General features: G+C 65.0%; 20 protein-coding genes. 14 read left to right on the forward strand and 6 right to left on the reverse strand.

Annotation, left to right across the window (positions count from 1 at the left end; translation table 11 throughout):
• Positions 1-7: 7 nt before the first annotated feature.
• A complete protein-coding gene (locus G7026_RS14015; RefSeq protein ID WP_181071539.1) occupies positions 8-1,606 on the forward strand; it encodes an ATP-binding protein in 1,599 nt (532 codons plus the stop codon).
• A 190-nt stretch (positions 1,607-1,796) separates the two neighbouring features.
• Here the strand turns inward: G7026_RS14015 and G7026_RS14020 are convergent, their stop codons facing one another.
• Entirely contained in the window at positions 1,797-2,516 is a 720-nt protein-coding gene (locus tag G7026_RS14020) for a 4'-phosphopantetheinyl transferase family protein (RefSeq protein ID WP_181071540.1), read from the reverse strand.
• A 286-nt stretch (positions 2,517-2,802) separates the two neighbouring features.
• A complete protein-coding gene (locus G7026_RS14025; protein ID WP_181071541.1) occupies positions 2,803-5,553 on the reverse strand; it encodes a response regulator in 2,751 nt (916 codons plus the stop codon).
• 112 nt (positions 5,554-5,665) lie between these two features.
• Here G7026_RS14025 and G7026_RS14030 point away from each other — a divergent pair, with 112 nt between their 5' ends.
• Both G7026_RS14030 and G7026_RS14035 read left to right on the forward strand, forming a co-directional pair.
• Positions 5,666-6,376, forward strand: a complete 711-nt coding sequence (locus G7026_RS14030; protein ID WP_181071542.1) for a response regulator transcription factor — start codon at positions 5,666-5,668, stop codon at positions 6,374-6,376.
• A complete protein-coding gene (locus G7026_RS14035) occupies positions 6,373-7,722 on the forward strand; it encodes a histidine kinase sensor domain-containing protein (protein WP_181071543.1) in 1,350 nt (449 codons plus the stop codon). Before G7026_RS14030 ends, G7026_RS14035 begins: the two co-directional genes overlap by 4 nt.
• Before the next feature lie 81 nt (positions 7,723-7,803).
• On the opposite strand, the gene G7026_RS22805 is transcribed toward G7026_RS14035, so the two are convergent.
• Entirely contained in the window at positions 7,804-8,070 is a 267-nt protein-coding gene (locus G7026_RS22805; protein ID WP_181071544.1) for a hypothetical protein, read from the reverse strand.
• A 116-nt stretch (positions 8,071-8,186) separates the two neighbouring features.
• Here G7026_RS22805 and cysM point away from each other — a divergent pair, with 116 nt between their 5' ends.
• The 5 genes from cysM (at position 8,187) to G7026_RS14065 (ending at position 14,457) form a co-directional block, all read left to right on the forward strand.
• Positions 8,187-9,089 carry a cysteine synthase CysM gene (cysM, locus tag G7026_RS14045; protein ID WP_181071545.1) on the forward strand — a complete coding sequence of 301 codons (903 nt, stop codon included), beginning with the start codon at positions 8,187-8,189 and terminating at the stop codon, positions 9,087-9,089.
• Positions 9,090-9,146: 57 nt separating this feature from the next.
• On the forward strand, positions 9,147-10,505 hold the full coding sequence (rlmD, locus tag G7026_RS14050; protein ID WP_181071546.1) for a 23S rRNA (uracil(1939)-C(5))-methyltransferase RlmD: 1,359 nt from the start codon (positions 9,147-9,149) through the stop codon (positions 10,503-10,505).
• 89 nt (positions 10,506-10,594) lie between these two features.
• Positions 10,595-12,838 carry a GTP diphosphokinase gene (gene relA, locus G7026_RS14055; RefSeq protein WP_181071547.1) on the forward strand — a complete coding sequence of 748 codons (2,244 nt, stop codon included), beginning with the start codon at positions 10,595-10,597 and terminating at the stop codon, positions 12,836-12,838.
• Positions 12,839-12,986: 148 nt separating this feature from the next.
• The gene (gene mazG / locus G7026_RS14060) at positions 12,987-13,829 is read left to right on the forward strand and encodes a nucleoside triphosphate pyrophosphohydrolase (protein WP_181071548.1); all 843 of its coding nucleotides are present in this window, start codon (positions 12,987-12,989) and stop codon (positions 13,827-13,829) included.
• An 88-nt stretch (positions 13,830-13,917) separates the two neighbouring features.
• A complete protein-coding gene (locus G7026_RS14065; RefSeq protein ID WP_181071549.1) occupies positions 13,918-14,457 on the forward strand; it encodes a DUF2058 domain-containing protein in 540 nt (179 codons plus the stop codon).
• Between the two features lie 202 nt (positions 14,458-14,659).
• On the opposite strand, the gene G7026_RS14070 is transcribed toward G7026_RS14065, so the two are convergent.
• A complete protein-coding gene (locus G7026_RS14070) occupies positions 14,660-16,039 on the reverse strand; it encodes a uracil-xanthine permease family protein (protein WP_181071550.1) in 1,380 nt (459 codons plus the stop codon).
• Positions 16,040-16,766: 727 nt separating this feature from the next.
• Here G7026_RS14070 and G7026_RS14075 point away from each other — a divergent pair.
• Entirely contained in the window at positions 16,767-16,955 is a 189-nt protein-coding gene (locus G7026_RS14075; protein ID WP_181071805.1) for a hypothetical protein, read from the forward strand.
• A gap of 53 nt (positions 16,956-17,008) precedes the next feature.
• Here the strand turns inward: G7026_RS14075 and G7026_RS14080 are convergent, their stop codons facing one another.
• Together G7026_RS14080 and G7026_RS14085 are read right to left on the reverse strand one after the other, a co-directional pair.
• Positions 17,009-17,674: a phosphoribosyltransferase gene (locus tag G7026_RS14080; RefSeq protein WP_181071551.1), complete on the reverse strand. Its 666-nt coding sequence runs from the start codon at positions 17,672-17,674 to the stop codon at positions 17,009-17,011.
• A 1-nt stretch (position 17,675) separates the two neighbouring features.
• Complete coding sequence (locus G7026_RS14085; protein ID WP_181071552.1) at positions 17,676-19,001, reverse strand: erythromycin esterase family protein; 1,326 nt, start codon at positions 18,999-19,001, stop codon at positions 17,676-17,678.
• Between the two features lie 307 nt (positions 19,002-19,308).
• Here G7026_RS14085 and G7026_RS14090 point away from each other — a divergent pair, with 307 nt between their 5' ends.
• The 5 genes from G7026_RS14090 to G7026_RS14110 all read left to right on the forward strand — a co-directional run bounded on the left by G7026_RS14090 (position 19,309) and on the right by G7026_RS14110 (position 24,798).
• On the forward strand, positions 19,309-19,536 hold the full coding sequence (locus G7026_RS14090; protein WP_181071553.1) for a hypothetical protein: 228 nt from the start codon (positions 19,309-19,311) through the stop codon (positions 19,534-19,536).
• Positions 19,537-19,916: 380 nt separating this feature from the next.
• The gene (locus G7026_RS14095) at positions 19,917-20,828 is read left to right on the forward strand and encodes a helix-turn-helix domain-containing protein (protein ID WP_181071554.1); all 912 of its coding nucleotides are present in this window, start codon (positions 19,917-19,919) and stop codon (positions 20,826-20,828) included.
• A gap of 67 nt (positions 20,829-20,895) precedes the next feature.
• Entirely contained in the window at positions 20,896-21,549 is a 654-nt protein-coding gene (locus G7026_RS14100; RefSeq protein ID WP_181071555.1) for a 2Fe-2S iron-sulfur cluster-binding protein, read from the forward strand.
• Between the two features lie 4 nt (positions 21,550-21,553).
• Entirely contained in the window at positions 21,554-22,543 is a 990-nt protein-coding gene (locus G7026_RS14105; RefSeq protein ID WP_181071556.1) for an FAD binding domain-containing protein, read from the forward strand.
• A 2-nt stretch (positions 22,544-22,545) separates the two neighbouring features.
• The gene (locus tag G7026_RS14110; RefSeq protein ID WP_181071557.1) at positions 22,546-24,798 is read left to right on the forward strand and encodes a xanthine dehydrogenase family protein molybdopterin-binding subunit; all 2,253 of its coding nucleotides are present in this window, start codon (positions 22,546-22,548) and stop codon (positions 24,796-24,798) included.
• The last annotated feature ends 196 nt before the right edge of the window (positions 24,799-24,994 follow it).

Genomic DNA, 24,994 nt, shown 5'->3' on the forward strand with positions numbered 1-24,994 from the left:
CGCTGCGATGAAATCCATCTTCCTGCGCATCTACGGGGGCATGCTCGGCGTCCTGCTGCTGGTGGCGCTGCTGGGCGTCGGCGGAGTGCATCTGCTCAACCAGGTGCGTGCCGACCAGCACCGCGAGCGCCTGGCCAGCGGGACTTTCAATCTGATGGCCTACAACATGCGGCAGATGACGGCCGTCGATCGCCGCCAGGCCGCGAACCTCTGGGGGCGGCTGCTGGGTATCCCGCTGCGGGTGCGTACCCTCGAGGATGTAAGGCTCGAGGGGCGACTGGAGAGCCGGCTGCTGCGCGGGCATGTGCTGGTGGAACAGACCCGGCCACACGCGGTGACGGTGTACAGCCTGGTGAGCGCCGAGGACGGCCTGGTACTCACCGGCGAGGTCGAGCAGGTCAGCGAGCAGCTGGCGCGCGCCACTATCTACCTGCTGATCGACGAGCTGATCCGCTACCCGCAGGAAGAGCAGGCGCAGCGCCTGGCCGAATTGAAGGAGGCGCGACAGTTTGGTTTCGCGCTGGAGTTGGTGACCCGCAACAGCGCCAGCCTCGACGACGATCAGCGAAGGCGCCTGGATGAAGGCGACACGGTGATGGCGCTGGACCGCGGCGGCGACGCGATCCGGGTGTTTGCCGCCATCGCCGGCACGCCCTGGATCGTCCAGCTCGGGCCGCTGTATCAGATGAATCCCTATCCGCCGCAGCTGCTCGCGTTGATCACGGCGCTGGGGCTGTCGCTGATCGGGCTGACGGTTTATCTGCTGGTTCGCCAGCTGGAAAACCGCCTCCGCCAGCTCGAGCGCGCCGCGACTCGCATCGCCGACGGTGCCCTGGAAACCCGCGTGCCCGACGCCAGCCCCGACTCGGTCGGCCGCCTGGCCGAGGCGTTCAACGGCATGGCGCTGCACCTGCAGCGGCTGCTGAACATTCAGCGCGAGATGGTGCGCGCCGTGGCCCACGAACTGCGCACGCCGGTGGCGCGCCTGCGCTTCGGGCTGGAAATGGTCGGTCAGGCGCAACAGCCCGAGGCGCGTGAGAAATACCTTGAGGGCATGGACGCCGACATCGACGACCTTGACCGTCTGGTGGATGAAATGCTGGTGCTGTCGCGTCTGGAGCAGGGCTCGCCGGCGCTGACCTTCGAAGCGGTCGACCTCCAGGCGCTGGTCGACCAAGTGATCGCCGAACTCGCGCCTCTGCGTCCGGACGTACGGGTCGAGCGCGGCGCCGGCAGCGTGCCGGAGAGCGGCGGCGCCTGGGCCGAAGCCGAGCCGCGCTACTTGCGCCGCGCGCTGACCAACCTGATCACCAATGCCATGCGCCACGCCGAATCGCGGGTGCGGGTGAGCGTCCACATGCAGGGCGCCAGCGCCCGGCTGGATGTCGAGGACGATGGCCCCGGTGTGCCGGAAGAGGCGTGGGAAAAGGTGTTCACGCCCTTCCTGCGCCTGGACGACAGCCGCACTCGCGCCTCCGGCGGCCACGGCCTGGGGCTGTCGATCGTGCGGCGCATCATCTATTGGCACGGCGGCCGTACCCAGCTCGACCACAGCGAACTGGGCGGTGCCCGCTTCAGCCTCGTCTGGCCGACGAAGCAGGGGTAGAAGGCTGAGGGCTGGGTGAGGGCAGGGAGGCGCTCGCTCGGCAGGCCTGGACTATGAGACAGGCAGTTCTCTTTCGTTGCCGAAGTCCATTCGCGGTCAGGACCACTCCCACTTTCGATCGTGGCATGCCCCGTAGGCAGTAACTGTCTCCACAGGTGTTTCGAGTGACAAATCGCAGATGGCGAATGGCTTACGCCGCGCGAATGCTGACCAGGCTCAGCAGGTAATCCTCGAAGCACACGAATTGCCCATCGAGTTCGGCGCCCCGGGTCCACTCGGGTGTGAGGTCGGTGAGCAGGCGCAGACGGGCGCTACCGTCCCGGCTGAAGTGGACGAGTTCGGCGTGTTCGAAATAGAAGCGCGTCCGCACCAGCGGATACAGCGCCTTGAACAGGCTTTCCTTCAGCGAGAAGGTGAGGGTCACCTTCAGCGCGCGCTCGGTGTCGCTCAGGGTCGAGTAACCCTGGCGCTCGGCGGGCGTCAGGATTTCTTCCATCAGGCGGTCGGCGCGTCCGACATCGAGTTGTCTTTCCACATCCAGGCCGAGCCCGCGCCAGTGCGAGGCCTGCGCGACGACCGCGCCTGCCCAGCCGCCGCCATGGGTGATCGAGCCGACACAGCCGGCCGGCCAGGCGGGCGAGCGGTCTTCGTTGGGCTTGACCATCACGCCGTTGCCCCACGTCAGACGTAGTGCTTCATGGGCGCAAAGACGCCCGGCGAGGTATTCGGTTTGCCGCTTGCTGACCCCGCGTGGGGGCGCAATGCCGCAACGGCCGAAGTCTCCATGGTCAAGGCGTGCCGGATCGAAGCGCATGCTGACCAGCCGAGCGCCCTCTGCCGGAAAGGGGAATGGCCAGTCGCTGGACAGTGCCGTGCAGCAGGTGGGCAGGGGGAGAGGTGTGGTCGTCATGGGGGGATTTTGACGTAAAAGCGGCGATTGGGGTGAGGGCAGAGCGGCGGGGTGGGCTTATTCGCGTGGGAGTCGTCAGACGGTGGGAAGCCCCTTCACGGTCAAGACCGTTCCCACGGGCTTTGGTGCTTCTGGGTGCTCCGGGGCGCTGGCGCGGCTTCTATGGGAGCGGTCGAGGACGTCTAGTCTTGACCGCGAGCTTTCGTGACAGTCCCAGCTCTTGCTGTGGGAGCGCCACCAGGGGCGTGTGTTCAAGCGCCCTGGTCTATCAGGCGGGCTGGACCGTTCAGAGCATTCTCTCCGCCTCGCCTTCCAGTCGCTCGATGGCGATGTCGAGTTCGTCCAGTGCGGCGTCGGCCATGGGGTGGTTCTGCTTGAGGAGGGTTTCGCTGCGCTGGCAGGCCGCCCTCAATTGTGGGACGCCGCAGTAGCGCGTGGCGCCGTGCAGGCGGTGGATGCGTTCGAGCAGGGCGTTGCGGTCGCCGCTCTGGCGGGCGTTCTGGATGGCCAGTTGATCGGCTTCCAGCGAGGCGAGCAGCATGCGCAGCATGTCAGCGGCCAGGTCCGGTTTGCCGGCGGCCAGGCGCAGGCCTTCTTCGGCATCGAGCACGTCGAGGTTGTCCTGCAGGGCGGGCAGCTCGTTCATATCCGGCGCCTGGTTGCGTAGCGCGAGGCCCGTCCATTTGAGCACGACCTGCGCCAGCTGGCGCTCGCTGATCGGCTTGGTCAGGTAATCGTCCAGCCCGCTCTGCAGCAGCGAGCGCTTTTCGTTGGACAGGGCGTGGGCCGTCAGGGCGATGATCGGCAGTGGCGGTTGGCCGTTGGCACCTTCCCATTGGCGAATCGCCTCGGTGGTCTGGCGTCCGTCCATGCCGGGCATCTGGACGTCCATGAACACCATGTCGAAGACCTGTTCGCGCACCGCTTCGATGGCCGACGGGCCGTTGTCCACAGCCACCACCTCGGCGCCCAGGTCGTTGAGCAGGGTCTTGACCAGCAACAGGTTGGCCGGGTTGTCGTCGACGCACAGGATGCGCGGCGGACGGCTCGAGGCGACGTGCAAGCTGGCACCAAGCAGCGAGAGCTGCGGGCTGACCAGCTCCAGCAGGGCGCGTTGCAGCTTGCGGGTGCAGGCAGGCTTGGCCTGCAGCTGCGCGTGGGCCTCGGGCAGGGCTTCGTGATACAGCGCCTGCTCGGTGGTCGGGCACAGCACGATCGCTTTGCAGCCGGCCTTTTCCAGTTCCCAGAGCATCTGTCCGAGCCGCTGCGGTGGGAATTCCGCCTGGTTGATGCCGAGCACGGCTAGGGTGATTGGCTTGTTCTCGAGCCGTTCGGCCGCCACCGCCTGCTGCAGGGTGTCGAAGGATTCGAAGGTCAGCACCTTCAGGCCGCAGTCTTCCAGTTCGTGCTGCAGGGCCTGGCGTGCCAGCGGGTGGGGTTCGATGACGGCGACGCGGCGACCGATAAGGGGCGCGCGGGGCAGGTCTTCGATGTCGTCGCGGGCCTTGGGCAGGCTCAGGCTGATCCAGAACTCCGAGCCTTCTTCGGGAATGCTCTCGACGCCGATTTCGCCGCCCATCTGCTCGATCAGGCGCTTGGAGATGACCAGTCCGAGCCCGGTGCCGCCCGGCTGGCGCGAGAGGGAATTGTCCGCCTGGCTGAAGGCCTGGAACAGCGAGCGAAGGTCCTGATCGGTCAGGCCGATGCCGGTGTCCTGGACGCTGATGCGCAGCTGGGCGCGGTCGCTGTTTTCGTCTTCGACCATCGCCCGCACGACGATGGTGCCCTCGTAGGTGAACTTGATCGCGTTGCTCACCAGGTTGGTCAGTACTTGCTTGAGGCGCAGCGGGTCACCGACCAGCGATAGCGGGGTGTCGCGGTAGATCAGGGAGACCAGTTCGAGCTGCTTGGCGTGGGCGGCCGGGGCAAGGATGGTGAGGGTGTCTTCGATCAGGTCGCGCAGGTTGAAGGGGATGGTCTCGAGCACCAGCTTGCCGGCCTCGATCTTCGAGAAGTCGAGGATCTCGTTGATGATGCCCAGCAGGCTGTCGGCCGATTTTTCGATGGTCGAGAGGTAGTCGTGCTGGCGCGGGGTGAGGTCGCTTTTCTGCAGCAGGTGGGTGAAACCGAGGATGCCATTGAGTGGCGTGCGAATCTCGTGACTCATGTTGGCGAGGAATTCGGACTTGATCCGGCTGGCTTCCAGGGCCTCCTTGCGCGCGAGGTCGAGCTCGATGTTCTGGATCTCGATGGTTTCGAGATTCTGGCGCACGTCTTCGGTGGCCTGGTCGATGCTCTGCTGCAATTCCTCGCGGGCGCTGAGCAGCGCCTCGGCCATGCGGTTGATGCCGGCCGCCAGTTCGTCGAGTTCGTGGCTGCCGAGTGCCGGCAGGCGGGTTTCCAGGTGGCCGTCCTTCAGTTGCGCGACCGCCAGCTTGATGCGCTGCAGCGGCCGGCTGATGGTGCGGCTCATGCGCAGGGCCAGCAGGGCGGTGACGATCAGCCCGGCGCCCACGATCAGCAGACTGGCGAACAGGCTGCGATAGCCGCGCAGGAGGGTGGCGTGGTGGGACAACTCGAGCTCGAGCCAGCCGATCAAGCGGTCGTCGTTGCCGCGGATGTCTTCGGCGAGGTTCTGATGACGGCTGAGCACCGGCATCAGGATGCGTGTGGTATCCAGGCTGCTGACCTGGGTCAGGCTCAGCGGGTCGCCCGGTGGCGAGGGGGTGAGCATGCTCGGGCCGGAGTAGGCGCGCAGGTTGCGTTCGGCGTCGAGCACCGCGACGGCGCGCACGTCGGGCTGGTCGAGCACCTGGTTGAGAATCCGCTGCAGGCGGTTGCCGTAGCCCTGGGCCATCGCCGGTGCGGCCAGGGGCGCCAGCTGGTGTGCGATCAGTTGACCGCGCTCATTGAGCTCCTGGCGCATCTCCGACAGCTGCATCCAGGTGAAGTAGGCGCCCAGGCCCACCGCGAGCAGGGTGCTCGGCAACAGCGTGAGCATCAGCACGCGGCCTCTGATTCCTAGATGTTTGAGCACGTTTCGGTCCCCGGAGTTGGCAGCGGACAAGTGTAGCGATTAGGTCGATGGGAATCTGCGGCGGCTTTTGCAACAATGTCCGGCTGGAACCATTCCCATTCGCAGGTGAGAAATGCTTGCTCCCCTATTGGCGACCAGCCGGGTCTTGGTCATCGAAGACGATCCCGTGCTGGCCGAGCACCTTACCAGCCACTTGAGACAGTCCGATTGCGACGTGACCGTGCGCCACGATGGCGAAGAGGGGTTGCGCCTGGCCTGCGAGCAGGCCTTCGATCTGATCCTGATGGATATCATGCTGCCGGGCGAAAGCGGGCTGGAGGTGCTGTCACGGCTGCGGCGCGAGCATGCCGTGCCGGTGATTCTGATGTCCGCGCTGGGCGCCGAGCAGGATCGCATCGCCGGCTTCAGTCAGGGCGCCGACGATTACCTGCCCAAGCCCTTCAGCATGGGGGAGATGCAGGTGCGTATCGACGCCGTGCTGCGTCGTGTCGCCTACGAGCGTCGCCAGCAGGAACCGGTGAGCGATAACGCCGAACTGGAGTTCGATGGCAAGCGCAACGATGTCAGGCATGCCGGTGGCTGGGCGGGGCTGACCGCGACCGAATACCGGCTGCTGGAAATCCTCGCGCGCCACACCGAAGAAGTGCTGAGCAAGCCCTACCTCTATCAGCAGGTGCTGCACCGCGGCTACGCCAGCCATGATCGCAGCCTGGACATGCATATAAGCCACATTCGTCGCAAGCTGACCGCCATCGGATACACCGCTGGGCGGCTGGAGACCGTGTGGGGCAAGGGCTACCTGCTGACACGGATCATCGCTTGAACCGCCTGCCGGGGCGCCATTCGCTGTTCTGGAGGCTGGCGGTGCTGCTGATCGGCTTCTGCCTGGCGGTGATTTGGCTGAGCTGGTCGATCGGGCAATACATGCAGCGCCAGGGGTATCACCTGGCCGCCGATGCACAGGCGACGCTCGTCGAGTATGCCGCCGAGGCCCAAGCCGTCTGGCGCACCGGTGAGGCCAGTGCGCTCGATCGCTGGCTGGCCGATTTCTCGGCGCGCGAGGACACCTGGGCAGTGGTGGTCGGGCATGATCTGCAGTCGCTGGGCAGCCGTGGGCTGAGCGCCGAGGAGCGCGACCACCTGACCTTCCTGCGCCGGCTCGATTGGCCGATGAGCCGGCGCAGCGCGAGGCTGCCCTACCTGGGAATACCGTTTCCCGACGAACCGGAGCACGGCCAACTGGTGATACAGCTGCCCGAGCGTTTCAAGCCCGACGGTTACCACCCTTCCTGGCAGTTGCTCGTGCATGGCCTGCTGCCCGCGGCGATGGCGCTGCTGTTCTGCGTGTTGCTCTACCGGCTGCTGATCGCGCCGCTGGAGGTTTTGCGTGAGCAGGCCAATGCCTTGCGCGACGAACAGCTGGGCACTCGCGCTCCGCCGCAGGTCAGCCGCCGCCAGGATGAACTGGGCGACCTGGCGCGAGCCTTCGATCACATGGCCGGGCGGCTGGAGAACACCCTGGTATTCCAGCGCCAGCTGCTGCGTAACCTGTCCCACGAATTGCGCACGCCGCTCAGCCGCCTGCGGGTTGCCGGCGAGAACGAGCAGGACCTGGGCGCGCTGCGCCTGCGCCTTGAGCGCGAAGTTCAGGGAATGCAGCAGCTGATCGGCAACACCCTGGAGCTGGTCTGGCTGGACACCGAGCGGCCGCAGTTGCCGCTGGAGCCGATCGAAGTCGGCGCGCTGTGGGAAATCATCGCCGAGGACGCCTGCTTCGAGAGTGGCTGGTCGCGGCAGCGCCTGGTCTGCGAACTCCCGGACGACTGCCGGGTGGTCGGCAACCTCAACGGACTGGCTCAGGCACTGGAAAACGTGCTGCGCAATGCCATCCGCCATTCGCCGGAAGGGGCAACGGTACGTTTTGGCGGCGAGCGTCACGCCAGTCATTGGAACCTGTGGCTGGAGGACCAGGGGGGCGGGGTGCCGGAGGACGATCTGGAGCGCATCTTCGACGCCTTTATCCGGCTCAACAGCGCACGGCCAGGTGGCGGGGGCTATGGCCTGGGGCTGTCGATCGCGCGTAGCAGCGTACAGCTCCAGGGCGGCCAACTCCGGGCGCAGAATCATGGATCCGGGCTGCGCGTAACCCTGCGCATGACGGCCGCCTGACCTTAATCGCCGGACGCGCCGCTCGCGGCCGCGAGGCGAGGCGAGGCGAGGCGGAAGATATCGCGCAGCCTTCGATCAGGCTCAGGTAGTTGCCAGCACCACGGCACCGACGGAGCCCTGCTCCGAGTTGAGCGCCATACCGGAGATGCCGCCGGGGAGTTCGATCATCGCGCCGTACATCACATCGGCCACTCCACCCACTCTCAAGGGGCACTGCATCGAGATGCTGTAGATGTCAGCCTTGCCGAACGGATGGGCAAGGCTGCCGGACAGGCGAGGTCGAGACCGCGAGTGCCCGCCGTCGCCCACGGCCCGGCTGGCGGCCTCGCTGCCGGGCGGTGCGGCCATACGCCTCGCGCCAGTAACCGCAGCGGCGCTAGCCTGTGGACGTGATCGGGCTACGGCAGCCGGTGGTTTGCCGGTATCATGGGCGTCTTTCCTGCCGTCCGGATTCGATCGACGCCATGACCTCGAAGTACCCCACAATCGCCGATTGCGTCGGCAATACCCCGCTGGTGCGGTTGCAGCGCCTGCCCGGCGACACCTCCAACGTCCTGCTGGTCAAGCTCGAAGGGAACAACCCGGCGGGCTCGGTCAAGGACCGTCCCGCGCTGTCGATGATCGCCCGCGCCGAAGCGCGCGGTGAGATCAAGCCCGGCGACACCCTGATCGAAGCCACGTCCGGCAATACCGGCATCGCGCTGGCCATGGCGGCGGCGATCAAGGGCTACAAATTCATCCTGATCATGCCCGACAACTCCAGCGCCGAGCGCAAGGCGGCGATGACCGCCTACGGTGCCGAGCTGGTGCTGGTCAGCAAGGAAGAGGGCATGGAAGGCGCCCGCGACCTGGCGGTGAAAATGGCCGCCGAGGGGCGCGGCAAGGTGCTCGACCAGTTCGCCAACGGCGACAACCCCGAAGCGCACTACGGCAGCACCGGCCCGGAAATCTGGCAGCAGACCGGCGGCACCATCACCCATTTCGTCAGCTCGATGGGCACCACCGGGACCATCATGGGCGTGTCGCGCTACCTCAAGGAGCAGAACCCGCAGGTGCAGATCGTCGGGCTGCAGCCGATGGAAGGCGCGTCGATCCCGGGTATCCGCCGCTGGCCGGAGCAGTACCTGCCGAAGATCTACCAGCGCGAGCGCGTCGACCGCATCGTCGACATGGCGCAGGGCGAAGCCGAGCACGTGATGCGACGCCTGGCCCGCGAAGAGGGCATCTTCTGCGGCGTTTCCAGCGGCGGCGCGGTGGCCGCGGCGCTGCGTCTGTCGCAGGAGGTCGAGAACGCGGTGATCGTCTCTATCATCTGCGACCGCGGCGACCGTTACCTGTCGACCGGCGTTTACGACGAGCCCCGCTAGACATCAGGCGCGTCGTCCGACGCGCCCCTTCATTTGCAGAACCGGTAGTAATTGAACATGGCCAAACGTAGCGGCGGCTTGCGCTTCCAGCCCAGTGGCGGCGAGCGCAAGGTGCAGGTGCCGACCGGCAAGAAGCAGCGCCTGGAAATCGATCGCCTGGCCCATGACGGGCGAGGCCTCGCCTTTGTCGACGGCCGTACCTGGTTCGTCGAAGGCGCCTTGCCCGGCGAACAGGTCGAGGCGCGGGTCCTCAATGCCCGCGCCCAGATCGTCGAGGCGCGCGGCGAACGCATCCTGGCCGCCAGCCCGAGACGCCGCGCCGAGCCGTGCCGACACGCCCGCATATGCGGCGGCTGCACCCTGCAGCACGCCAGCGAAGAGGATCAACTGGCGCTCAAACAACGCACCCTCGCCGAGCAGCTGCAGCGTGTCGCCGGGCTCGAGCCTGAGCAATGGGCTACGCCGCTGACCGGGCCGGCCTTTGGTTACCGGCGCCGCGCCCGCGTTGCGGTGCGCTGGGATGCCGCGGCCAGCCGGCTCGATGTCGGTTTTCGCGCCGGCTCCAGCCAGACCATCATCGCCGTCGAAGAGTGCCCGGTACTGGTACAGCCCTTGCAGTCGATCCTGCTGGCGTTACCTCAGGCGCTCGCTGGCCTCGACAGGCCGCAAGCGATCGGCCATGTCGAGCTGTTCAGCGGCACGGACGAGGCGGTGCTGGTGCGTCACACGGCAGCGCTGGGCGAAGCCGATCTGCAGCGTCTGGCCGAGTTCTGCGCCGCTCAAGGCGCGCAGCTCTGGTTGCAGGGTAGCGCCGAGCCGCAGCCCCACGACCCGTCGCGGTGGCTAGGTTATAGGCTGGCGCCCTGGGCACTGGAGCTGCAGTGGCAGCCTGGGGATTTCATCCAGGTCAACGAGGCGGTCAACGAAGCGATGGTGGCGCAGGCGCTCGACTGGCTGGCGCCACAAGCGGGTGAGCGAGTGCTCGACTTGTTCTGTGGGCTGGGCAATTTCTCCTTGCCGCTGGCGAGGGCGGGCGCCCAGGTGACTGGCATAGAGGGTGTGGAAACGATGGTGCAAAGGGCCCGCACCAATGCGGAGCACAATCGGTTGGAGGCTGTGCACTTTTACCAGGCCGACTTGTCGAAGCCGCTTGCCGACGCCCCCTGGGCGAAGGGCGGCTTCCCTGCGGTGTTGCTCGATCCACCCCGGGACGGGGCGCTAGAAATGGTGAAACAAATGGCGAGTCTGGGAGCGCGGCGCGTGGTCTATGTTTCGTGTAATCCTGCCACCTTGGCCCGCGATGCGGCAGAGCTCAATCGCCAGGGCTACCGGCTCAGACGGGCCGGAATGATGGACATGTTTCCGCAAACGGCACACGTCGAGGCGATGGCGCTGTTCGAGAAGCCGGGCGTGTAGTGGGTTCGTACAGGCACTGGCCTGTGGTTCAACCGACCGGCACACAGAACGCCGGCGAAGTCGGCGCATCCGCGCAGGGGAAGGTTTAGATGGTACAGGTGAGGGCGCTTCAGCCGATCAACACCGACGGCAGCATCAATCTCGATGGCTGGCTCGATCATGTGCTGGGCATGGATCCGGCGCTGGACCGCGAGGCGCTGAAGCAGGCCTGCGAGTTCGCCAAGATGGCCGAGCAGCAGGCCAACGCCGCGCAGAATCTCTGGGGCGAGGGTACCTCCAGCTACCAGACGGGGCTGGAGATCGCCGAAATCCTCGCCGACCTCAAACTCGATCAGGACTCGCTCGTCGCCGCCGTGGTCTATCGCGGCGTCCGTGAAGGCAAGATTCCGCTCGCCGACGTCAACGAGCGCTTCGGCCCGGTGGTTGCCAAGCTGATCGAAGGCGTGTTGCGCATGGCGGCTATCAGCGCCAGCCTCAACTCGCGTGAATCCTTGGTGCTGGGCACCCAGGCGCAGGTGGAAAACCTGCGCAAGATGCTCGTGGCGATGGTCGACGACGTGCGCGTCGCGCTGATCAAACTGGCCGAGCGGACCTGCGCGATCCGCGCGGTGAAGAGTGCCGACGACGAGAAACGCCACCGCGTCGCCCGCGAGGTGTTCGACATCTACGCGCCGCTGGCGCACCGCCTGGGCATCGGCCACATCAAGTGGGAGCTCGAGGACCTGTCGTTCCGCTACCTGGAGCCCGAACAGTACAAGCAGATCGCCCAGCTGCTGCACGAACGCCGGCTGGATCGCGAGCAGTACATCGCCAATGTCGTCCAGCAGCTGAAGGACGAGCTGGCCGCCACCGGCGTCGATGCCGACATCGACGGGCGCGCCAAACACATTTATTCGATCTGGCGGAAGATGCAGCGCAAGGGCCTGCAGTTCAGCCAGATCTACGACGTGCGTGCCGTCCGGGTGCTGGTACCGGAAATGCGCGACTGCTATACGGCGCTCGGCATCGTGCATACGCTGTGGCGGCACATTCCCAAGGAGTTCGACGACTACATCGCCAACCCCAAGGAAAACGGCTACCGCTCGCTGCACACCGCGGTGATCGGTCCTGACGGCAAGGTGCTCGAGGTGCAGATCCGCACCCACGCCATGCATGAGGAAGCCGAGTTGGGTGTCTGCGCCCACTGGCGCTACAAGGGCACCGACGTCAAGGCCACCTCCAGCCACTACGAGGAGAAGATCTCCTGGTTGCGCCAGGTACTCGAATGGCACGAGGAGCTGGGCGACATCGGCGGGCTGGCCGACCAGCTGCGCGTCGATATCGAGCCGGACCGCGTCTACGTCTTCACGCCCGACGGCCACGCCATCGACCTTCCCAAGGGCGCCACGCCGCTGGACTTCGCCTACCGGGTGCACACCGAGATCGGCCACAACTGCCGCGGCGCCAAGATCAACGGCCGCATCGTGCCGCTCAACTACAGCCTGCAGACCGGCGAGCAGGTCGAGATCATCACCAGCAAGCAGGGTTCTCCGAGCCGCGACTGGCTGAACCCGAACCTGGGTTACATAACCACGTCCCGCGCCCGGGCGAAGATCGTCCACTGGTTCAAGTTGCAGGCGCGTGACCAGAACGTCGCCGCTGGCAAGGCGATGATCGAGCGCGAACTCGGCCGCCTAGACTTGCCGCCGGTCGACTACGACAAGCTGGCCGAGAAGGCCAATGTGCGCGCCGCTGAAGACATGTTCGCCGCTCTCGGTGCCGGCGACCTGCGCCTGGCGCACCTAGTCAACCTGGCCCAGCAACTCGTCGAGCCCGAACGAGGCTTCGATCAGCTGGAGCTGATCCCCAAGCGCGGCTCGCCGCACAAGCCGGGCAAGCGCGGCGATATCCAGATCCAGGGCGTCGGCAACCTGCTCACGCAGATGGCCGGCTGTTGCCAGCCGCTGCCGGGCGACCCGATCGTCGGCTACATCACCCAGGGCCGTGGCGTCAGCATCCACCGGCAGGACTGCGCCTCGGTGCTGCAGCTGTCCGGGCGCGAGCCGGAGCGGATCATCCAGGTCAACTGGGGGCCGATCCCGGAGAAGACCTACCCGGTGAACATCATGATCCGCGCCTACGACCGCGCCGGGCTGCTGCGCGACGTGTCGCAGGTGCTGCTCAACGAGCGCATCAACGTGCTCTCGGTGAACACCCGCTCGAACAAGGAAGACAGCACCGCGCAGATGTCGCTGACCATCGAGATTCCAGGGTTGGATGCCCTGGGTCGTCTGCTGGCGCGCGTCTCGCAGCTGCCCAACATCATCGAAGCCAAGCGCCAGAGGGCCACGTAAGGCGCAAGGTCGGCGGTGTCGCCGGTCGTGTCACGGTGGATGGGTGAAGCGTCATCCACCCTACAATCGGCCTGACATCCGTAGGGTGGATGTCGCTTTTTACCTTCATCGGAACGCCGCTACGATAGCCGCTCGGCTAGAGGAATCCATGTACCAACTCAACGACCTGTTGCACCTGATGGCCCGGTTGCGCGACCCGCAACACGGTTGCCCCTGGGACCTCAAGCAGGACTACGCCAGCATCGTCCCGCATACGCTCGAAGAGGCGTATGAAGTCGCCGATGCGATCGAGAGCGGCGATTTCGACCACCTGCCTGGCGAGCTTGGCGACCTGTTGTTCCAGGTCGTCTATTACAGCCAACTGGGCAAGGAGGAGGGGCGCTTCGACTTCGCCACGGTGGTCGACGCCATCACCCGCAAGCTGGTGCGCCGCCATCCCCATGTCTTCCCGGACGGCGATCTGTACGGTTCGACCGAGCTGCCGCGCCTCGACGAGGCGCAGATCAAGCAGCGCTGGGAAGCGATAAAAGCCGAGGAGCGTGCTGAGAAGGCCAGCGCCCCGCAGCAGCTGTCTTTGCTGGACGATGTGCCTGCCGCATTGCCGGCGCTTAGTCGTGCGGCCAAGCTGCAGAAGCGTGCCGCTGGGGTCGGCTTCGACTGGCCCGAGGCGCTGCCGGTGGTGGACAAGGTGCGCGAGGAGCTCGGTGAGGTGCTCGAAGCCATGAGCGAGAACGACCCGCAGCAGATCGCCGAGGAGATCGGCGATCTTTTGTTCGTGGCGGTCAATCTCGCGCGGCATCTCGATGTCGAGCCTGAGGCAGCGCTGCGCAGCGCCAATGCCAAATTCGAGCGGCGCTTCCGCTTCATCGAAGACACACTGCGTGCGGCTGGACAGTCGTTGCAGGACACCAGCCTCGAGCAGATGGATGCGCTCTGGGGCGAGGCCAAGAAAGCCGAGAAATCAGTGGCACCCGCCTGCTCTGGAGCGTGATAGCTCTGCGGATGGGTTGCTCCCGTCCCCCGGTCAGGCCCTACACTTGGCACCTACGGATTACCTTTCGGATTAGAACGAGTCGAACATGAGTCTTTCCCTTCGCGATCAATTGCTCAAGGCCGGACTGGTCAACGAAAAGCAGGCCAAGCAGGCCACCAAGCAGAAGCAGAAACAGCAACGGCTGGAGAAGAAGGGTCAGATTGAAAAAGACGACTCCCAGCGCGAAGCCGCCCTCAAGGCCCAGGCCGAAAAGCTCGCGCGCGACCAGGAGCTCAACCGCCAGCAGAAGGAAAAGGCCGACCAGAAGGCCCGCGCCGCGCAGGTCAAGCAACTGATCGACACCAGCCGGCTGCCGAAGCTGACCACCGAGGATTACTACAACTTCGTCGACGAAAAGAAGGTCAAGCGCATCTCGGTGAACAAGCTGATGCGCGACAAGCTCTCGTCCGGCTCGCTGGCCATCGTCCGGCATGGTGGCGGCTACGAAATCATCCCGCGCGATGCGGCCCTGAGAATCCAGGAGCGCGACCCGCGGCGCATCGTGCTACTCAATACCCAGACTGAAGAGCCCGATGGCGACGATCCCTATGCTGCCTACAAGGTGCCTGATGATCTGATGTGGTGATCCGTGGCGAGTGCGGCTGATCCGGTTGCGCTCGTGCGTCTGGGTGGATTCGACAAGCAGCCCCTCTCCCTGCGGGGAGAGGGTTGGGGTAAGGACCATAGGCGGCCCGGTAAATCTGGCTACCGCTTCCTTTAGATAGGGACGAGGCATAGCCGGCTCGGCCGAACTGGCTCGCTCTGACCCTTGGGAGCGCTGCGGCCGTTCAGGTCCGTTGGGGTTCCTGGATGCTGGCGCTAATGGCGTCCGCCGTCTTTTCGCGGGGCAAAAGCAGATCCAGCAGGATGGCGGTAAGGCCTCCGCAGGTAATGGCCGATTCGAAAAGGTTCTGGACCAGCGTTGGCATCTGGTGCAACAGCTCCGGCTGCGCAGCGATTCCCAGGCCGATGCCCAACGAGGCGGCGATGATCAGCATGTTGCGCCGATCCAGCTTCACCTGCGAAAGGATGCGAATGCCAGCGGCGGCAACGCTGCCGAACATGATCAGCGTCGCGCCACCGAGCACGGGTTTGGGGATCTGCTGGAGCACCGCACCGAGCAGCGGGAACAGCCCCAGCAGGAACAGCAGCGCGCCGATGTACAGCCCGACGTGACGGCTGGCCACGCCGGTCATCTGGATCACCCCGTTGTTCTGCGCGAAAGTGGTGTTGGGGAACGCTGAGAAGGTCGACGCGATCAGGCAACTGACGCCATCACCGAGAATGCCGCCGCGCAGGCGCTTGAGGTAGCTTGGGCCCTCGATCGGCTGGCGCGAGAGCATGCAGTTGGCGGTCAGGTCGCCGACCGTTTCAATAGTGCTGATGACATAGATCAGCGCCACCGGCACGAAGGCGGTCCAGTCGAAGGCGAATCCGTAATGGAAGGGCATCGGCACGCTCACCAGCGGCAGGTCGGGCAGTGGCTGTGGGACCAGCTTGCCGCTGAACCAGGCTGCCAGGCAGCCCACCGCGAGGCCGATGATGATTGCCGAGAGCCGCACCCAGGGTTGCTGCGAGCGGTTGAGCAGGATGATGGTCAGCAACACCAGGGCGCCCAGCGCGAGGTTGCGCGGCGCGCCGAAGTCATCGGCCTTGAAGCCTCCGCCGATGTCGGTGATGCCTACCTTGATCAGGCTGACGCCGATCAGCGTGATGACGATGCCGGTCACCAGCGGCGTGATCACCTTGCGCAACTGACCGATGAAGCGGCTCAGCACGATCTGCACGAAGGCACCCAGGAAGCACACGCCGAAGATCATCGCCAGGATGTCCTCCGGGCTGCCGCCGCGACCCTTGACCAGCAGGCCGGCCGACAGCACCGCGCCGAGAAAGGCGAAGCTGGTGCCTTGCAGGCAGATCATGCCGGCGCCGATGCCCCATGGGCAGCGCGCCTGGATGAAGGTGCCGACGCCGGAGACCATCAGCGCCATGCTGATCAGGTAGGGCAGATGATCCCCGAGACCGAGCACGGCGCCGATCACCAGCGGCGGGGTGATTATTCCGACGAAGCTGGCGAGGATGTGTTGCAGCGCGGCGAACAGGGCCGGCAGTGGGGCGGGGCGGTCGTTCAGGCCGTGGATCAGCTCGGACTCGGCGGGTTCTTGCATGGCAGCGACCTCGAAAGCGGAACAGCGAAGAAGACGCAGGCTCGTTGTAGTGCCTGTCTCTGTGTCGCAGGGCTTTTGCAAGAAGCTGACCAGTTGCTTAGGTTTTTCAGCTGTCGCGTTGACGCGGCACCTCTGCATGCGCCGCTCTACGGGGCCTGGCGCCGTTCACCTCCCCGCATCCGGCCAGCGCAGCGGTTGGTCGCTCAGGGGCGGTTGCACGGAAAAGCTGCTCTCGAACGGGGCGGGCTGCCCACTTTTGTAGCGTTCCTTCGTTCATCCCTGAACGCCGAACGGGAGATCCGATGTGAAAAACTGGCCGAGCCTCACCTATGCGGCTTGCTCGGCAATGGCCGCGCGCCAAGAAGCTTTCCGTGAACGACCTGGCAGCTCCTGCTACGGCACCCCTGGAGTAGAAGCGTTTAGCGGCATCGGGCGCGGGACATTGCGGCTACTTACTGCACACCGTTGCGGGGTGCTTGTTCATGTCCAGGGGGCAACTCCACCGCCATGCGCACGCGTCGCTCGCTCCTTCCCGCAGTCCATTGCCGAGACATCGGCTACCCCGCTCCCCTGAGACGCACCGAGCAGCCTGATTCATACCAGAGAGAGCCCGGTGCTGTTCGGTTGCCCCATCATCGACGAAGAGAAGGGAATCTCTGGTGGTGGGAAGCCTCTATTGTAATGAACCAATCATTCCCGGCATGCGGTCGGGAATTGTGGAGGGCTTATGACCAGCTTTCAAACCGCGCTATTTCCCAGCGATCTCGGGACTGCTGAGGAAGCGATGCTCGCGACCTGCCTGGAGATGACGGGCGGCGTGCCTGGTGATCCCGAGGAGCCAGGCGTACCGGATCTGCCCACCGAGCCAGGTGAGCCCATGGTCCCCGATCAGCCGCCACCCGCACCGGTGGCATGACGGAAAAGCCCGCTTCTCGCGGGCTTTTTCCATCCGACCTCTCGGCATCGATCTCAACCATCGGTGATCTGGCGGGCCGCGGCGAGCAGGGCGCACACCTCGCTGTCTTCCAGCTGTTCGAAATCGAGGTAATGCTGGCCGACGCCGCCAAAAGGCTCGGGAGTAGCCAGGCAGATCAGCTCGTCGACCTCGCCGCGTAGCCGCTTCACCACCTCGGCTGGCGCCACCGGTATGGCGAGGATCACCCGTTGCGCATCCGACTCGGCAAGCCCGAGCAGTACGGCACGTACCGTCGCGCCGGTGGCGATGCCGTCATCCACCAAAATCACCGTACGGCCTTCTGGCGACGGGGCCGGACGTTCAGCGCAATACACGCGGCGTCGGCGACGAAGTTCGGCCAGCTGTTCGTCCAGTTGTTCATCGAACCAGGCGTCGGGCGGAGCGAGTCGTGCGAGCAGCGCCTCGTTGGCGACCCAGAGCGGCGGCTCGGTGTCGATCACCGCGCCGAGGGCGAGTTCGGGATTGCCGGGCGCGCCGATCTTGCGTACCAGCGCGACGTCCAGCTCGGCCTTCAACGCCACGGCGATTTCATAGGCCACCGGCACGCCGCCGCGGGGCAGCGCGAGCACCAGCGGGTCGTCCGCGGCATACGCCTGCAGCCGTTCGGCAAGGGCGCGTCCGGCGGCGCGGCGGTCGGTCAGCGGCAAGGCTGAGGTCATCTCATTCTCCTGACGGGTAAGTATCCGGCACGCCGTCCTGCTGGGGATCCTCAGGGCCGAGCGGGGTGACCGCGTCGGTCTGTTCGAACCACAGCAGGGCGTCGAACTGATCGGCCAGCACGGCGCGAAAGTAGTGGCTGTGCAGCTCGGTCTCCGGCCTGTAAATGACGCCGATGGCGCGTTCGAGCCGGGCCTGAGCCAGCGCGCTGCGCAGCTCCGGGTCGCGGCCAGCGCGCCAGTCGGTCAGCGAGACCGGGTGACCGGCCTTGAGAAACAGCTGCTCCCAGCTGTCGGGACGCGAGGGCCTGACCTGTTTGACCTGCATCGGCTCGTCCCAGTTGCTGGCCGCGGCGACCCGACCGCGATCGGTGGCCATGCCGAGCAGCACGGCCTGGTTGCCGAAGGCGGTGCGGCAGAGTTCGCCGATGTTGAACTCCCCGCCCCAGCCCATGGCAGTGGCCGCCGCGTTGCCGATGTGCGAGTTGTGCGCCCAGACCACTGCCTTGGCATCGTCGCCACGATGTTCGAGCAGGGCCTTGAGTGTGTCGAACATGTGCCGGTCGCGCAGGTTCCAGGAGTCGTTCGAGCCGCGGTACATCGTCCGGTAATACTGTTCGGCCGCCATCACCACCCGTGCGTTCTGCTCGGCGTGGAAAAAGCCTTCGCCATCGGCCTGCATGTAGGTCAGGCGCTGGTCGAGCAGATCGCGCAGCTGTGCGATCACCGCTTCTTCGCAAGACGGTTCGCCGAACAGAGTGACGTTGTGGCCGTACTCGGCCGGCTCGTGCTGCCAGGGCGTCAGGCAACCGTATCGCCGTCGGGCAACGGCCGCGGCGTCAGGATCGACACGGTCGAGATAGCCGAGTACCTCGGTTAGCGAAGAACCCAGGCTGTATACGTCCAACCCACGAAATTCGGCCTGTTCGTCGCCCTCGCGGTTGGCGTTGTACTGGCGTAACCAGTCGACGAATTCGGCCACCTCGCGGTTGCGCCACATCCAGGTGGGGAAGCGCTTGAAGGCCTCCTGGATCCAGGTCGAGGGCTTGCCTTGGCGTACGTGGCGGTCGATCTGCGCGGCGTCCGGCCAGTCGGCCTCGGCCGCGACGATGCGGAAGCCGTGCTGCTCGATCAGCCTCCGGGTGATGGCCGCGCGGGCGCGGTAGAACTCCGAACTGCCATGGCTGGCTTCGCCGATCAGGACCACGCGAGCATCGGCAAAGCGGTCGAAAGACGAGGCGAATTCCGGGTCGTCCAGTGACGGAAGTGGCTCGCCTCGGTCGCGCAGCAGTTCGACCAGTTGATCTTCGTTGAGCTTGGGCGCATTCATGATCTGCGGTCCTCTGGCCTGTTGTTCGGCTGACTCAAAGCCGTAGAGGCTTGTTCCGTCGGCTCGACGGAAGGCCCACGGCAACGGCGAACTGGCTGCGCGCGGCGGGTACTAATTCAGGACAGGTCCGCGCTTCAGGCCCGTGAATGCAAGGCCGCTTCCTTGGCGGCATACAGGGCGAGTAGCGAAGACATGGCGTGGCGTGGCGTGAAGCGGCAGGCGGCGTAGTCGTGATGCAGCGGAACGCCCGGGTCAGGGATGCAGGCACGGCTGAGGCAGGGTTTCCCATGACTGAGAGGGCATTACATTGACTACCTGGATCATTGCGTACAGCAAAGACGGCAACACCGCGATGCTGAAGACCGATTCCGAGCATAAGCCGGACATGGACCGCGCCGTCGAGCTGGTCACCGAGAAGGCCGAGAAGGAATACGTGGAGCAGGACGTCGAGCCAAAATCGGACGAGGAACAGACCCCGGCCACCCGCCTGGCTGATCGCTTCGGCATCACCATCACCGGCATTTCAGAGGCCTGAGCCGACCGCACAGGTTCCGATATCCAGAACAGGTGCTGGCGTTGCCAGCGCTTGCTCTGTCAATCCCACGTGATCCACGAGCGCCGTCAGTCACGACCAGCAGCATATTGTCGTTCCGGACCGGCGGCGCCACACAAGGTAGAACCATCGCCCGATGGGTTTGCGTACGCTTGTCAACAATCGGCGGCGACGGGCTGGCCTTACGGATCGGTAGCTTAGGCCTGCTCCACCAGCGCCTTGAAACCTCATGCACTACGATTTATGGATGACGGTTCGAACGTTGCGTCAATATCCTTCTCCCTTAACTGCTGCAGCCATCCGAGTAAACCTTTCGATTCGAAGCGCTGCTACGGGCCCTGAAATGACGGAAGTGCCTGACCATGCCTATGCATCAAGCTAAATCGCTGTTGCTGGAGCCACAAATCGGCGGAGGCTATGTCCGTGCCCGGAATGCAAAGGGCTCTGCGCTGCAATCAGCAACCTTGTTCGACGGCCTGGTCACCGTAGATCATCGGCGCTGGGCCTGCCATGAAGCCGAGCTGAGCTGGACCGCGCCGCAGCATGTAGTGATTCTCACGGAGCGCGGGGCGACGGCCAAGACACATATCCGCAGCAGCTCGACACTTTCCTATCAGGGACGAGACCGGCCCGGCGCGATCAGTTTCGTACCAGCAGGCGTAGAGCGCCGCGGGTATTTCCTAGATGCCGACCTGATTTATACCGCGCTGTGGATCGATCCATCGCTGACTTTTCCTGGATGTCCGAGACTTGCCGAGCTGCCTATGCGGATCAACGGCGGCGACACTGTCATCCACTCGCTGCTATGTGCGCTCAGTACCGAAATGGCCATCGGCTACACCCCGGAGACCAGCTACCTGGAGCACCTGGTGGCGCTGGTAGGGCTGCGTATGGGCCGCACTGAGGCGGAAGAGACGGGCCGGGGAAGGCTTGGCCGCCCGTTACTTAGGCGCCTGGCCGACTACATCGACACCAGAATCGAAGGCAGCATTTCGCTGACTGCGCTGGCGCGAATCGCTGAAATGCCGGTCGATACGTTTGCGCGTCATTTCAAGGCGGAGACCGGCATGGCCCCTTATACCTTCGTGATCAGACGTCGAGTCCATTGTGCCGAGAACCTGCTGCGCAACAGTACGATGCCGATTGCCAGCATGGCGTTGGAGCTGGGCTTTTCCAGTCAGAGTCACTTCACCTCGACCTTCAAGCGCATCACCGGCACCACGCCCAACGCCTATCGGCAACAGACTTCCCGAATCCTGACAACCTGCTCCTGATACCTGAAAGAACGGCGCCGCCCGCTTGGAGATACTCCCATCCAGCCGTTCGACTCGGGAGACAGACATGGACGACATAGATCCACCGCGCCCCACGCGACGCGCCATATTGCAGGCAGGGGCGGCCGCCAGCCTGCTCTGGGTGACCGGCGGGCGAACCCAGGTCCACGCCTCACCCACCAATGCCGCTTCGACTGCCGCCCCGGTACCGTCGCGTGCGCTCACCTTGCGCATCAACGGTAACGAACAGGCGCTGGAACTGGACCCACGCACTACGTTGTTGGATGCGCTGCGACATCACCTTGGTATGACCGGCTCGAAGAAGGGCTGTGACCATGGTCAATGCGGTGCCTGCACCGTATTGGTCAATGGGCGGCGAATCAACGCCTGCCTGAGCCTTGCCGTGATGCATGAAGGGGATGAGATCACCACCATCGAAGGCTTGGCCAACGACGACGTCCTGCACCCTCTGCAGGCCGCGTTCATCAAACGCGATGGCTTTCAATGTGGCTACTGCACGCCGGGGCAGATCTGCTCGGCGGTTGGCATGCTGCAGGAAGTCCGGGCGGGGTGGCCCAGCCACGTCAGTGCAAACGTGGCGGCCAAACAAGCCACCCTGACTGACGAAGAGATTCGTGAGCGCATGAGCGGGAACCTGTGTCGCTGCGCTGCCTATCCCAACATTGTCGCGGCCATTCGCGACGCCGCCGAGGAGAGCTGACGCCATGCAGTCTTTCAGTTACGAACGTGCAGTTGAGCCCGCCGCTGCCGTGAGCGCTGTGGTTGCGCAGCCACAGGCGCGCTTCATCAGTGGCGGCACCAACCTGCTCGACCTGATGAAACTCGGCATCGAGACGCCCACGCATCTGATCGACGTCAGCCGTCTACCGCTTGCCTGGATCGAAGAGACTAGCGACGGTGGGCTGCGCATCGGCGCACAAGTGCGTAACAGCGATCTGGCCGCCGACAGTCGGGTACGCAACCGCTACCCGTTGCTGGCCCAGGCGTTACTGGCCGGAGCTTCAGGGCAAATACGCAACAAGGCCTCGACGGCAGGCAATCTGCTGCAACGCACACGTTGCCCGTACTTCTACGACCCGACGATGGCCTGCAACAAACGCAGCCCAGGCGCCGGCTGCGGGGCATTGCATGGGCACAACCGAACGAACGCGGTTCTGGGCGTCAGTGAAGCCTGCATCGCGGCTCATCCCTCTGACATGGCAGTGGCGATGACAGCCTTGGGTGCGCGAGTTGAAACCATTGGACCGAGCGGACAAACAGGTTTCATCGAGCTGGACGAACTGTACCGCTTGCCAGGTGACACACCGCACATCGAGACCCAGCTGGCGCATGGCGAAATGATCGTGGCGGTAGAACTTCCCGCCGCGCCACCGGGTAGACAGTTCTATCGCAAGGTTCGCGACCGCTCCTCCTACGCCTTCGCGCTGGTGTCGGTAGCGGTGGCCGTCGATGTCCGCGACGGGCAAGTACGCGATGCGCGCATCGCACTGGGCGGTGTAGCTCCCAAGCCGTGGCGGGCCAAGGCAGCTGAGCAGGCGCTCATTGGCCAGCCGCCTGACGCCGAAGCCTTTGAGCGCGCGGCCGAGGCTGCGCTCGCGGGTGCCCAGGGGCATGGCGGCAACGACTTCAAGATTCCTCTGGCCAAACGGACCTTGCGTCAGGTCCTGACCACCGCAGCCCAGCAGCGAGCATGACGATGAGTACATTCAGACACACCCAAGCGCTTGCCGACGGCCCCATCGGCCAGCCGGTGGACCGGATCGACGGCCGTCTGAAAGTCACGGGACGCGCCACTTATGCCTACGAACAGGACGAAATGGGGCCTGCCGCCTATGGCTATATCCTCGGCGCGACCATCGCCACAGGGCGTATCGACGATATCGACACCCGGCAGGCGGAGCGCGCGCCGGGTGTCCTGTATGTCATGACCTATCGCAATGCGCCGCCACAGCCAGCGTTCGGCCCACCGCTGACGCCGACTCCCGCAGAGGTTTTCACCCGGGCCCGCCCAGTGTTGGCGACTGACCGTATCCGCTACTACGACGAGCCGGTTGCGCTGGTGGTGGCGCTGACGTTCGAAGCGGCTCGCTCGGCCGCCAGCTTGATCCGTGTGCGCTATACGGCGGAGCGGGGCGACCACGATCTCTTTTCCCGACTGTCCGAGGCTTATACTCCGACACGAACCAACGCCGGGCTTCAGACTGACAGCGCCGTCGGCGACTTCGATACGGGGTTCGAGGCAGCACCGGTGAAGCTCGATGTTACCTACTACACGCCATACCAGAGCCATAACCCGATGGAGCCGCATGCTTCCATTGCGAGCTGGGCGGGAAATGACCTGACGCTCTATACCTCGGCACAGACGCTGGCGAACTTCCGAGGCGGACTAGCCAATACGTTGGGAATCCCGCGGGAAAGGATCAGAGTGGTCAGCCCCTACGTCGGCGGCGGTTTTGGCGCCAAGCTGATCATTCATCCCGATGCGGTACTCGCGGCATTCGCAGCGCGGGTATTGCAGCGGCCCGTCAAGGTAGCCCTGACCCGCCAGCAGATGTACGCCAATGCCGGCCACCGCGCCGCGATGCAGCACCAGGTACGGCTGGGCGCGGACAGCACTGGCAAGCTGCTGGCAATAGGGTATGACGTCTGGTCGGCGACCTCGCGTTTCGAGGAGTTCTGTGAGCAAACGGCGGTTTTTGCCCGCTCCCTATACGCCGCGCCTAGCCGTCTGACACGTCACCGCCTGGTGCCGGTCGACCTCAACCGTGGAGAGTGGATGCGCTCGCCGGGGGAAGCTCCGGGCATGCTGGCTTTCGAAAGCGCCATGGATGAACTGGCTGAGCGCTTAAACCAAGATCCGATTGACGTGCGTGTGCTCAATGAGCCCGAGATCGATCCTGAACGCGGTGTGCCCTTCGCCACGCGCAGCCTGGTGGCTTGCATGCGCACCGGGGCCGAGCGCTTCGGCTGGAACAACCGCAACCCCGCGCCAGGCCGCGTAAGGGAAGGACGCAGGTTGATCGGAATGGGCATGGCTGCCGCAATCCGGCCCAATTACCTAGGGGCGTCCCGAGCTCAGGTGAGCATGAGCCCGACAGGGCGTGTGCTCGTGCGTCTGGACATGACCGATATCGGTACGGGGACCTATACCATCCTCACGCAGGTCGCGGCACAGAGCCTTGGTGTGCCCATGTCCAGTGTACAGGTGCAACTGGGCGATAGCCGCTTCCCCCAGACGGCGGGTTCCGGAGGTTCCTGGGGCGCGGCCAGTGCGGGTTCGGCCGTGGAAGACGCTTGCCAGAGATTGAAGCAGCAGCTTATCCAGGTGGCGGGTGTGCCCTACAGCGACGGCCAGGCACAGTTCGCCGGAGGGCGGATAATTGCGAGCGGCCGCTCGGAGCGCCTTACCGATCTGATGATGCGAGCCGCCCCCACGGGGTTGCAGGCAGAGGGTAGCGTCGGGCCGATGGGCGACTCTTACAAGAATTACTCCCAGCACTCGAACGGCGCCCATTTCGTGGAGGTGTCGGTCGACATGGATACCGGCGAAATACGCATGCGTCGCATGCTGTCGGTCATTGCGGCCGGACGCATCCTCAATCCGAAAACCGCCCGTTCACAGATACTGGGCGGGATGACCTGGGGCATCGGCGCCGCGCTGATGGAGCAGACGCTACTGGATACACGGCACGGTCATTTCATCAATCATGACCTGGCCGAGTACCTGATACCGGTCAACGGCGACATCGCGGACATGGACGTGGTGTTCCTCGAAGAAGCCGATGAAAAGGCCAATGTGCTGGGCATCAAGGGGCTCGGCGAACTGGGCGTCTGTGGTGCCGGCGCGGCCGTCGCCAACGCGGTGTACAACGCGACGGGCATCCGAGTGCGTGAGTTTCCACTCAGTATCGACAAGCTGCTGCCAGCGCTTGCGGCCCGGGATTGGTGAGCGGGCGGCCTGCGCCTCAGACGGTTCGGCCGTGTTTAGCCACGGCGTGGTCCATCTCAGACGTCGTTACGCGTGCAGACACGCCTGCTTTGCAACGGAGCGTATTGCGGGCGATGACCTGAGGGCTTAGGCAGCGGTAGCGCCGTAAGGCGGTCGCGGCATCAGAGTCGATGCGGGTGGGATCGAGCGCCTCGCG

The organism is Stutzerimonas azotifigens (genome assembly GCF_013522725.1).
GTDB lineage: Bacteria > Pseudomonadota > Gammaproteobacteria > Pseudomonadales > Pseudomonadaceae > Stutzerimonas > Stutzerimonas azotifigens_A.

Excerpts from the sequence above, each read along its gene's own strand:
- G7026_RS14015 (WP_181071539.1), top strand. The coding sequence starts at position 8 with ATGAAATCCATCTTCCTGCGCATCTACGGGGGCATGCTCGGCGTCCTG.
- G7026_RS14020 (WP_181071540.1), bottom strand. The coding sequence starts at position 2,516 with ATGACGACCACACCTCTCCCCCTGCCCACCTGCTGCACGGCACTGTCC.
- G7026_RS14030 (WP_181071542.1), top strand. The coding sequence starts at position 5,666 with ATGCTTGCTCCCCTATTGGCGACCAGCCGGGTCTTGGTCATCGAAGAC.
- G7026_RS22805 (WP_181071544.1), bottom strand. The coding sequence starts at position 8,070 with ATGGCCGCACCGCCCGGCAGCGAGGCCGCCAGCCGGGCCGTGGGCGAC.
- cysM (WP_181071545.1), top strand. The coding sequence starts at position 8,187 with ATGACCTCGAAGTACCCCACAATCGCCGATTGCGTCGGCAATACCCCG.
- rlmD (WP_181071546.1), top strand. The coding sequence starts at position 9,147 with ATGGCCAAACGTAGCGGCGGCTTGCGCTTCCAGCCCAGTGGCGGCGAG.
- relA (WP_181071547.1), top strand. The coding sequence starts at position 10,595 with ATGGTACAGGTGAGGGCGCTTCAGCCGATCAACACCGACGGCAGCATC.
- mazG (WP_181071548.1), top strand. The coding sequence starts at position 12,987 with ATGTACCAACTCAACGACCTGTTGCACCTGATGGCCCGGTTGCGCGAC.
- G7026_RS14065 (WP_181071549.1), top strand. The coding sequence starts at position 13,918 with ATGAGTCTTTCCCTTCGCGATCAATTGCTCAAGGCCGGACTGGTCAAC.
- G7026_RS14070 (WP_181071550.1), bottom strand. The coding sequence starts at position 16,039 with ATGCAAGAACCCGCCGAGTCCGAGCTGATCCACGGCCTGAACGACCGC.
- G7026_RS14075 (WP_181071805.1), top strand. The coding sequence starts at position 16,767 with ATGACCAGCTTTCAAACCGCGCTATTTCCCAGCGATCTCGGGACTGCT.
- G7026_RS14080 (WP_181071551.1), bottom strand. The coding sequence starts at position 17,674 with ATGACCTCAGCCTTGCCGCTGACCGACCGCCGCGCCGCCGGACGCGCC.
- G7026_RS14085 (WP_181071552.1), bottom strand. The coding sequence starts at position 19,001 with ATGAATGCGCCCAAGCTCAACGAAGATCAACTGGTCGAACTGCTGCGC.
- G7026_RS14095 (WP_181071554.1), top strand. The coding sequence starts at position 19,917 with ATGCCTATGCATCAAGCTAAATCGCTGTTGCTGGAGCCACAAATCGGC.
- G7026_RS14100 (WP_181071555.1), top strand. The coding sequence starts at position 20,896 with ATGGACGACATAGATCCACCGCGCCCCACGCGACGCGCCATATTGCAG.
- G7026_RS14105 (WP_181071556.1), top strand. The coding sequence starts at position 21,554 with ATGCAGTCTTTCAGTTACGAACGTGCAGTTGAGCCCGCCGCTGCCGTG.
- G7026_RS14110 (WP_181071557.1), top strand. The coding sequence starts at position 22,546 with ATGAGTACATTCAGACACACCCAAGCGCTTGCCGACGGCCCCATCGGC.